We start from the raw sequence: 10,474 nt of genomic DNA, 5'->3' as shown, positions 1-10,474 counted from the left end.
CTCACGGCACGCCCAGAGGCAAATCACAGTAGCTTCAGCAGCTCTGTAGATTTCGCCTGTGTCGGCACGAATCACCAAAGCCTTCTCCGGTTCGTATTTGGCAAGATCAGGAAAGCCCACTTTAGCTGCCTCAGATGCATTGCTCAAATGCTCAATTCCTATCAGATGCTCTTGATGCTCTAGCCAATTCTTGAAGCGGCCACACATGGCACAACTCCCGTCGAAGTAGACTACTATAGAACGTATTCCCTGATTGATTTTCATTATCGTTTTTTCAGTTATTTTAGAAAGTTTAAATCAAATAAAAATGACTATTGATTCGGGAAAACTGGACGACAGTTTACGCGCTTAGGAGCACTCCCCTTCTTGCGCATTTTGACGAAATTATACATATTGAAGAAGTGTATGCCACCGAGCACAAGGATAACAAATCCAAGCTTAGTCACGCATTATACTAGTGTGCCAACTGCAACGTGCACTAGCTCTCTGCATTTCAGGAAAAGTAAGATGAAACCAATATTGATAAGGTAAACCCAAACGACTAGCAAATGATTGGCAGCGTTGGCGCGTGCATCATCACCGCGAAATGCCTCTAGCAGAAACACCCGACCATTTTTGTGCAGCGTCTTAGCAACCCATATTGTGAGCGCAACACTACCAACACATACACAGCGTATAGAATTATCTGATAATCCATTTTTTAATTTCTATTGTTTAATTAGTCCACCAACACTAAAAGGGCAAAAATCTTATTCTATGGTGCTACTCCGAGCAGCTTTGCCATTATCTTGAGTGCAGGGCCGTATTTGAGTCGGCTAATTTTCCCTCCCGCATTGCTGGCTAGATGGGCAAATTCCTCGAGCTCTTTCATCTGCTTGTGGAATGCGATTCCTTCAGGTGTGGTTTCATTTTCGGTGTCCTCCGCACAGTCCTGTAGTAAGTTCAAAGCTGGATCAATCTCCCGGCGTTGCCGCTCTTTCAGCACCAAAGTAAACATCTTCCAGACATCCTTCTCAGCCTCAAAGAACTCCTTACGCTCACCTTTCTTTACGATAATGCGTATCAACCCCCATCCGACTAGCTCCTTGAGGTTTGTGTGGGCGTTGCCGCGACTGATCACTAGCTCCTCCATCACTTCGTCCGTACTCATCGGCTCTGGACTGACCATCAAAAGCGCATGCACCTGCGCCATGGTTCTGCTGATTCCCCAGCTTGATCCCAATGCTCCCCATTGGGCAATGAAGGCTTCTTTTGACTCTTTGAAATTGCTCAAATCATTCATAATTTCAGTAATTACTGAAAAACTAATCAACTTGCAAGTTTAAATTCCCATCACACAGAACACAATCATCTCCAAGTAACTCAATGAATAGTTGTACCGCTTGAGTTAGCCTTCTTTATTTGTGATCGATTCGGTGACTTTCTTTCTATGGTTCATCAAGATTTATAATGCCGATTCGAATGTGCCACAGCTCTCTAGTGCTTAAACAAGGTTGGCTAATCTCTATCTAAGCGTAAAAAAAGGCGACTGTAGCTATCACTAAGATCAACCAAGCAGCGTATTTCCAATATGAAATGGCTTTCAATATACCGGTTGACACCAATCAAGCCTTTGATCTCAAGAAGGAACCACAAGACAACCACGAAATCTATGGCACTCAGTCAGCTAAAGAATTATTCACTAACAATTTTTTCTTAGCCCGACGCCTTTACCGAACGTGGAGTCCGCTGCACCCAACTCCTTGACTAGGGGTACCCAATGGCACAGCTGAAGGAGAGCTCTGAATAATGTATTTAAACGTAAATACGAGCAGTTAGATAAACCTATGGACGACCTGATCACAGAGCTCCAAACAAATACGCTGGCTACTTGAAGACATACTTATCGTCTGGGCTGGTGTATCGGGCGCACAACAATCAGAGAAAATCTCGGTTGCCAAGAAATGAAATTCATCGATCGCGACTACAACCCTGGAGCTTTCACAATGTGAATAGCCAGCGGCGCATAAACCCGGGATTCAGCTGTGTAACCTTCCGATACCGACAGTTACAAAGCCATGACTGACAAAGTATCCCCCTAACTCCTCCAAGTAACAATCCTCCACTCACTCGACCATAATCATAAAAAGCCCACTTACCCATTCTAGGGACAAGACCAAAACTTGCCCAGTGTAACCGAGCCAGCTCGTGCTAGACACGGATCTTTAGTAGATTCAAAAATCTACATGGTTTCATTAGAAATAACGAGCTTGAGCTCATTAAAACTGCTTCAAATATCCAGTAAGGAAAACGGCCGAACCCCTAAAAGACGCGGCCGTTAAAATGGAGCAGCACTTAGCTATTCATCGCAGTATCCATACCTAAAATGACTTGAGGAAGTTCAGTATCAACGTGACTCTCTTTATCAGTTCTCACGCGTTTTCTTAAAGCATTCTCTAGTAATTTCGCTCCTTTCTCAGAAACTTTGGTATCCCACACATAGATCCTGTGGAGCCTTGGGTGAGCCGCAAGTGCGCTAATCCCTTGATCACTCACTTGAGTACCATAAACATTGATTACCTCGAGGTTTGGCAATTCAGAAAGAGTCACTAAGGTAACATCAGTGATCTGCGTGCCATTCAGCTTAATTTTCTTAAGGTTTATAAACTGGGAGAGTTTACTCGTTACCACATCAGTTATCTGAGTGGAGGAAAGGTCGAGCTCAACCACATCCTTGAAAACTGGTGTAAGAACATCGATGTCCGCATCAGTAAACTGAGAACGGTAACTAACAGCTGAGAAGTTGAGGTCTGAATTTTGCTGGGAAACGTACTTCAATGAGCCCGGAAATTTAGCGTTCACTACGTCCAGAGCTTGAGCTAACTCAACACGCTTTTTCTCATACGCTTTTTTCTTTTTGGCTAGTTCAGTTTTTTCCGCTAACTCTAATTTCTCTCGTTGAGCAGAAGTGAGCAAAGTTGCTAACGCTTTTTCAATCACTGGGGTAATCTCTAATTCACTGCGCTTTGCTGATTCCGGCGCACCAACTTTAACCCACCATTCAAGGATTTGTATTTCCTCTTCCGTCATTTGAGTTTTACCTTCTGGTGGCATATGTAGGTCATCGTTTTCAGGCAAATGGAGATAAGTGACAAGTGAAGATTCTTTAACGTCCCCTGGTACTAGACAGGCCGTTTCCTCACCGCCTTCGAGCATGAAAGCGTAAGAATCGAGTCGAAGAGCCCCCTTCTGCTTATCTTCACCATGACAACTAATACATTTTGCCTCGAGAATTGGATGAACGAAATGCGTGTAGACGACTGGATCTGTAACCACAGGAGCATTCTGGCGCTCATTCCTCTTAGCCATGACGGTGACTGGGTATGAATCAATAGGGTCACCATGACTAATCTCACCACCGTGGTGACCAGCGCACATCATCAAGATACCAGTTGCACCAAGCGAAGCGAAATAGACTCCCTTAAAGGGTTTGCCCTTCACTTTAACATCTGCCGTGTACTTGACCATAAAGGCGATCAGAAGAAAGAGACTGAAAAGAATACCGTCGCGCTTGTGTTCAAGCACTAGTGGGCTTTCAGGGTATTCCCCTGTGAGGTACAAACAGTAGCCAAATACCACAGCAAATACCCCAGTCAATGCGGCAAAAAAGAGACCTAGTGTCGTATTCGGCCGGTAACGCCCGCAGGTCACTAGTCCTGCCCCTTCCATTAGGAACACCAACATAAGCGCTCCAATTGGTAAGTGGAGAAAGAGCGGATGGAACTTACCTAAAAAGTTAACCCAAAGGCCAACCATGGTGGCAGTTTTTTCATTCGCCATTCCAACTTCACCGAAAAGGGGCATCAACGCCACGATCAATATGCAGGCAAATGAAAAGATCATTGCTGGTAAATAGAACTTTTTCTGAAGAAGATAGTTGGGATCCGTTTCCTGTGCGTCCATGATATTCTTTATACTAAAATAATTAAGTATTCTATCGGCATAGGCTACCACAAATTCCGACATTTGTGAGTTTACAAACCGATAATAAAAAAGCCCGCAGCTATCTTACTAGCACGGGCTTTTGAGTGTGTGTTATGTACAACGAAATTATTCTTCTTCCACTTCCTCTGTCCCGAACATATCTCCACCGTGGTTGAGAATGAACTGAAGGTCATCGACTCCCAGCGTGCTAGCGAAACCTTCGTCACCAAGGACGTTTGTCACAAGAGCAGTCTTCTGGTGTTGAAGTACGCGGATTTTCTCTTCCACTGTATCGCGAGTAAGTAGTCGGTAGGCTATCACTTTATTCTTCTGACCAATTCGGTGAGTACGGTCAATCGCTTGGTTCTCCACAGCTGGGTTCCACCATGGATCGTAAAGGATAACGTAGGAGGCAGAGGTCAAGTTAAGACCGGCACCACCAGCTTTGAGTGAAAGCATGAAGACTGAAGCATCCTTGGTCGTCTGGAAACTCTCAATAACCCCCTTACGGTCTTTTGTCTGACCTGTGAGATAGTGGTATGGACGACTCTCTGTTTCAAGACGCGCTTTTATAATATCAAGCATTGAAACAAACTGAGAGAACACGAGAACTTTGTGGTTTTCCTCACGTAGCTGATCAAGCAAGTAGAAGAGGGCAATCATTTTAGCACTATCTTCCCTGAGGAACTTAGGGTCTATCAAACCAGGGTGACAACAAATCTGACGTAGACGCATGAGGCCCTGAAGGATAGCAAAAGAGTTCTTCTTCACGGCTTCATCAGAATCAAGCCCAAGGAGCGCTTTCTGAATACGTTTGAGCTCTGCCTTGTACATGTCAGACTGAATCCCCTCCATTACTGCGAAGACTTCTTCTTCTGTACGTGGAGGTAGATCTTTCGCTACTTGAAGTTTAGTACGACGGAGAAGGAATGGGCGAAGTCTCGCAGCTAAACGAGTCTGCGAAGACGGATCCTTACGCTTATCAAAACGTTTCTTGAAGTAGGATCGGGAACCCAGAACACCTGGCATTGCGAATGCCATAAGTGACCACATATCCATCAAGCGGTTCTCAATAGGCGTACCTGTAAGAACGAGACGATTGGCTGAGTTGAGTTCACGAGCTGACTTTGCCGCCTTAGAATCTGGGTTCTTGATCTGCTGGCCTTCATCAAGAATAACAGTAAGCCACTTGATGGTATTAAGGTCTTCACCACAAACACGAAGCTGAGCGTAGTTGAGCACAACCAGGTCCAGCTCATTTTGAGCTTCGTCAATCACTAGATCGTCTCGAGTACGAAGAATCTTCACTTTTAATATCGGCGCAAACTTCTCAGCCTCTGTAGCCCAAACATCGAGAACGGATTTAGGACAGACAACAAGAGCTGGGCGCTTTCGACCATCCTCAAGTGATTGCTGACGAAGCCAAAGAATGTAGGTGATAGACTGGATCGTTTTACCAAGGCCCATATCATCCGCAAGAATACCACCGAATCGATTAGTTGAGAGGTACGTAAGGAATCGGAAACCATCGATCTGGTAAGGTCGCAGTGTCGCCTGTAGACCTTCTGGAACTTCTGTATCGAGGTTGACTTGAATATCGTGCGCTGAGTCCTTGATGCGCTTCCAAGCCTTTGGATCGAAGACATCTGCTGCCTTTGGATCTGAAAGTTGAAGTGCGTGCATGCGGTGAGTCTCACCAGAAAGATCGAAAGGATCGAGCCCTAGGCGCGTAACAGCTTCGCGCTGATCGTCATCGAGCTTGATTTCGAGACGCATCCAGCCACCATCTTCCATCCGAACATAGCCACCACGAGCTGCAACAAGCTGACGTATTTGAATCTTCGAGAGATTCACACCTTCCACGTCGATAACGATCTTAAGATCAAACCAATCGATATCTTGATTGACCACTTCGAAGCGGATTGCTGCCGTAACTGGGTCAGCGAGGAGAGTCTTCAATTTGAAGTCCATTTCCACCTGCATTGCCTCAGGTAAATTCTTTGCCCACTCAGCAAATTTCTCTGGGAAAAGCTTGGTGACGCGAGTCTTAAATTCTTCAAGCTTGTCATCGAATGTGAGGCCCATTTCCTGGAGCAACCCTGGAACTGGATAGAGATCTTCACGAGCGAAGCGAAGGAGCTGTTTTCCCTTAACTGCTTTTTGCTCCACGAGATCCCACCCCTCCTTAACAAGCTTCTCCGTACGGCGATCTTTTTTCTCAAGCGCCAGTACATCAACCACTAGATGCTCAGTTTCCGCTGCTGTAAGTCCCTGCTCAATCCGCATGTCAAGGCGAGGGAATAGATCGAGATCCATCACGCGCTTCTTCAAGGATTCAGGAAGGCTCGCTCCTATTTTTCGGAGGAATTCCACACCTTCCAGCGAGTCGATAACCTGGGTAGGAATCATATAGCGTGGCATCACATCTGTATCATCAAGCCAGCGTGGAGGTCCCGGGAATACGGTCTCATCGGACTGGTAGAGCTCTTCACGCCCTGGAAGAAGTCGGACTGAATGAGAAACATTCTCGCCAGCTTCAGTGACTAATTGTAGAGCAAAGTTATCTGGGTTGTATGGATCATCTTCACAAACCCAACTGAGGCGTTCATTAACAACCTTATAGAATTTCTCATCAAGGTTGACAATATACCCCTTCAGAGCTGGTTGGCGGAAGAGTCTGTTCATGAAGCGACATGCAGCCTCATTATCGAGATCCATTGATGTTGCCCCACTTTCCTTATAAAATGCGTAGTAATGCTCCCATATAACCTGGCTTTGAGCATCCATACGAAGAGCGGCGGCGGAAAATAATGTAGTCACGCGCTCAATGTCGTTCTTCTCGCGGAGAATAAACCAGCTAGTTTTACCTTCGTTGATTTCAACACGCGCCTCGTTCATCGTGCTCACGATACGGAATTCACATTGGATAGGCTTTTCCTGTGGTGGGCGTTCGTTGACGTCTTCAATACGTTCGTACCATTCTGACACTTCACGCTCCTTTTCCCAGTCTTTCATTTTTTTCTGTACTGCCTCAAGGTCAGTCACAGCGTTCATGAAATCTGGGAATGGAAGACGCTTCTTGAAGAACGCGTAGGCAAGATAATTCCAGAATTCTAGAATATCGCCCGGAGGCATTGGCCAAAGCTCAAGTGGGTCATAAGTGACAATCTCCCATCGGGGATTGAGTCGCACCATATCGTGGTCGTGAATTTCCCCTTCGATCACATAGCGACGGTAGCGTTTTTCTACCTTACTCACAAAATCTGCTTCCTTATCGTCAAGCTCACGGTCGAGCTTCTCTTCGATGAGGTCAATCACTGGAGTGTCATCAAACTCGTTAGGGCTCTCTGGTAGATCTTCTCCTCGATGCATACGCTCCATCATTGTCGCGTAGAGACAGGCACCAGCGATGGTTTCATCTTCGGCAGTACAGCTACCGAACCAGCGATTACCTTGTAGTCGGAGGCTTGTACGGTAGGTTCCAGTTTTGTCCTCTACCCGTCCTTGAATGAAAAGGTGATTACCAAAGATTTGTGTAACGGCTCCCTCTTGCTGGATGTCATCGCCGCGGCTGCGTGCTTCCTCGGGGAAGCTATTTAGAAAGTTGAGTGTTGCTCTATCCGGGTTCATTTGGATGTGAGTTGTTGATTCTGTGCTGATGCGCCCATCCTAGTAGAGCGCAAAAAAAGATCGAGAATATGCTAGTTTCCTTCATATTCTACGACCAGTGGAACTCCACTTTATAAGCGAAAACCTATTTCGTGCAAGAAAAAGTGTGCTTAAAATAATTTACCAAAAAACTATTCCAAGTGGTTCCCGTTCTAATGCAATAATCGCGCCAGAGACCGAGTATTAGATAAACCGATCACGCTCTGTCAGTTGAGTTATACGCATACTACTACCGTTGCTAATAGAACCTATTCCCTCGACCCAGAATTCCACAGAATCCCCAAGTTCGTGGAAGGGTGGGGTCATAGCCATCCCTATTTCCGCTACCGAACTGATTGCTATAATATCTCCTAGATGAATATTCACAAAGTATGACAAATAGCTCACGAGATAGTCCAAACTGAAATACATCTCTCCCCTCCAATAGCTCTGGCGCAATTCACAATTAAACATGCACCACAGCCGTACCACCTGCGAATCAGGTAATTATCTGCAGTAACCAAAAATGTAGCTAGAGGTAAAAGAGTTAGCGCTAATTCGCTATGATCGCACATAATTGAACACCCATGTAACATGTGCCAGCACTTCACGTAAACAACCGTAATACAGTGTTTTACAGAAGATTAAAAATAACAACAAAGCGCATACCAACTTCTCACTAATGCTAGGAGCAACCATAGCATCCGATACGCTCACATAGACACACATCGCCTTCATGAAAAGCACAGGCTTAACAAGAAACGCACGAGCAAATTCCTGAGCATTATCCAAATATTTTTTCCCAAATACAAACCATCTTTGCGGGCCCAGCAACCGGATCTCCCATCATAGCGCCGACTTTAACAACTCAGCCTCTGACACATCCAATACCCAACAAGCTCTGCAACGACTCTGATCCAGCAGACGCAAAAAAATTCATCGAAGTCTCGAAATCCAAAGCTCGTATCGACCAGTCTCCGCCCTCCAACAATACTGCTGATTCTTCATAACTAGCTTCACTAAATCTATACTAGCCGACAGGCATAGCATATCACATTTGCAGTCGTATAGCCACTCTAGAACAAGCCCATCACCTTACCTGATTCATCCAAATCAATGCGATTTGCAGCTGGTAATCTCGGCAGGCCCGGCATTGTCATCACATCACCACAAATAAACACAATAAATTCAGCTCCCGCAGCCAAACGTACTTCGCGCACCTTTACTATATGCCCCTTTGGCGCCCCTAATCTACTGGCGTCAGTAGAAAAACTATAGGGGGTTTTAGCCACACAGACTGGATAGTGACCATAGTCCTCTTGAAGTTTTGCAATTTTCTTCCCCACTTTCGTATCGAATGTCACAGCCTTAGCTCCATAAATCTTGATGGCCACTGCCTCCATTTTTTCGACCAAAGTAGAGGAATCACCATAGGTAAACTGCAGCTCTGTTGGCTTCTCATCAATGGTCTTCACCACCGTCTCAGCCAAGTCTACTGCACCAATTCCTCCACGCGCCCAATGATCAGACTCCACAACCTGCACATCCAAATGGGCTAATTTATTCTTCACCAAAGCTATCTCTGCTACAGTGTCGAAACTAAACTTATTAATAGCCACAACCGTAGAAACTCCAAAACACTCTCTCACATTACGCACGTGCTGCACTAGATTTTCTAATCCTTTCTCCAATGCTGCTAGATTCTCCTTCGCTAAATCGTTCAATGCCACACCTCCATGAAACTTAATGGCTTTTAACGTTGCCACAACCACTGATGCGTCAGGACGTAGCCCTGACTTCCGACATTTTATATCGACAAATTTTTCAGCCCCCAGATCTGCACCAAAACCAGCTTCAGTGACAACATAATCAGCCAACTTCAGTGCAGCTTTTGTGGCAACGACAGTATTACAACCATGTGCAATATTCGCAAACGGTCCTCCGTGAATGAACGCTAAATTCCCCTCTAATGTCTGTACTAAATTCGGCTTAAACGCATCCTTCAGAAGCACCGTCATTGCACCATTCGCCTCTAATTGACGAGCGGTCACTGGCTCATTAGCACGAGTATGTGCAACCACAATATTGCCAAGCCTTTCCTTCAACTCAGCTAAACTAGTCGCTAGACAAAAAATAGCCATCACCTCACTTGCCACGACGATATCAAATCCTTCAGTCCGGGGGAACCCATTATTGGGCCCTCCTAGTCCAGCTGTTATTTCTCGTAAAGCTCTATCATTCATGTCCACCACTCTCCTCCAACTCACCTTCCGTTGATCAATCCCAAGTGCATTTCCGTGGTGAATATGATTATCAATCAAGGCTGAGAGTAAATTATGAGCGAGAGCTACGGCATGAAAATCACCTGTGAAATGGAGATTTATATCCTCCATTGGTACCACCTGTGCGTAACCACCACCTGCAGCTCCTCCCTTCATCCCAAAACATGGACCGAGAGATGGTTCACGAAGGCATACCATCGCCTTTTTGCCGATCTTGTTCAAAGCGTCTGTTAGTCCGACACTCGTTGTTGTCTTGCCCTCTCCAGCTGGGGTTGGGCTAATCGCTGTTACCAGAATAAGCTTTCCGTCATTCTCTCCTGCTAAGCTTTCTAAATAGTCCAATGCCACCTTTGCTTTATAATTGCCGTAAGGCTCCATCGTGTCTTCTGGAATTCCAATTTTGGCATTCACCAAAGGTATGATTTTTTCCATTTTCGCCTCCTGAGCTATCTCGATATCGTTCATTCTAACATCATGCTGATTTTTTGGTTTTTGTCGATAATCGATCTTCACCCACACTAGTTGTATATTCCTACCTATTTATTGAATAAAATAAGCGTTCTCCAGTGAATATAATCAGT

The 10,474-nt window shown here is 45.4% G+C and carries 6 protein-coding genes; 1 reads left to right on the top strand and 5 read right to left on the bottom strand.

What is annotated here, in order from left to right; all coding sequences use genetic code 11:
* Positions 1–264: DCC1-like thiol-disulfide oxidoreductase family protein (locus tag ABGY95_RS05985; protein WP_347440786.1), on the bottom strand; the 264-nt coding region annotated here is incomplete at its 3' end.
* Positions 265–754: 490 nt separating this feature from the next.
* The gene (locus ABGY95_RS05980) at positions 755–1,282 is read right to left on the bottom strand and encodes a transcriptional regulator (RefSeq protein WP_347440785.1); all 528 of its coding nucleotides are present in this window, start codon (positions 1,280–1,282) and stop codon (positions 755–757) included.
* Between the two features lie 293 nt (positions 1,283–1,575).
* Between ABGY95_RS05980 and ABGY95_RS05975 the strand changes: the two genes are divergently transcribed.
* Positions 1,576–1,746 (top strand): hypothetical protein, encoded by a 171-nt coding sequence (locus ABGY95_RS05975; RefSeq protein ID WP_347440784.1) that lies wholly within the window; start codon positions 1,576–1,578, stop codon positions 1,744–1,746.
* Between the two features lie 588 nt (positions 1,747–2,334).
* Here the strand turns inward: ABGY95_RS05975 and ABGY95_RS05970 are convergent.
* The 3 genes from ABGY95_RS05970 to ABGY95_RS05960 all read right to left on the bottom strand — a co-directional run bounded on the left by ABGY95_RS05970 (position 2,335) and on the right by ABGY95_RS05960 (position 10,358).
* Positions 2,335–3,942: a c-type cytochrome domain-containing protein gene (locus tag ABGY95_RS05970; RefSeq protein WP_347440783.1), complete on the bottom strand. Its 1,608-nt coding sequence runs from the start codon at positions 3,940–3,942 to the stop codon at positions 2,335–2,337.
* Positions 3,943–4,089: 147 nt separating this feature from the next.
* Positions 4,090–7,593, bottom strand: coding sequence for a DEAD/DEAH box helicase (locus tag ABGY95_RS05965; RefSeq protein WP_347440782.1), 3,504 nt, complete (start codon positions 7,591–7,593; stop codon positions 4,090–4,092).
* A 1,094-nt stretch (positions 7,594–8,687) separates the two neighbouring features.
* Positions 8,688–10,358, bottom strand: a complete 1,671-nt coding sequence (locus ABGY95_RS05960) for a formate--tetrahydrofolate ligase (protein ID WP_347440781.1) — start codon at positions 10,356–10,358, stop codon at positions 8,688–8,690.
* Positions 10,359–10,474 lie beyond the last annotated feature (116 nt).

The organism is Rubritalea sp. (genome assembly GCF_039830215.1).
Taxonomy (GTDB): Bacteria; Verrucomicrobiota; Verrucomicrobiia; order Verrucomicrobiales; family Akkermansiaceae; genus Rubritalea.
Note: the sequence above shows the minus strand (reverse complement) of the source record. Positions and strands in the feature narration are given on the sequence as shown.

Coding starts and splice junctions, on each gene's coding strand:
- ABGY95_RS05960 (WP_347440781.1), bottom strand. CDS start 10,358: ATGAACGATATCGAGATAGCTCAGGAGGCGAAAATGGAAAAAATCATA.
- ABGY95_RS05975 (WP_347440784.1), top strand. CDS start 1,576: ATGGCTTTCAATATACCGGTTGACACCAATCAAGCCTTTGATCTCAAG.
- ABGY95_RS05965 (WP_347440782.1), bottom strand. CDS start 7,593: ATGAACCCGGATAGAGCAACACTCAACTTTCTAAATAGCTTCCCCGAG.
- ABGY95_RS05980 (WP_347440785.1), bottom strand. CDS start 1,282: ATGAATGATTTGAGCAATTTCAAAGAGTCAAAAGAAGCCTTCATTGCC.
- ABGY95_RS05970 (WP_347440783.1), bottom strand. CDS start 3,942: ATGGACGCACAGGAAACGGATCCCAACTATCTTCTTCAGAAAAAGTTC.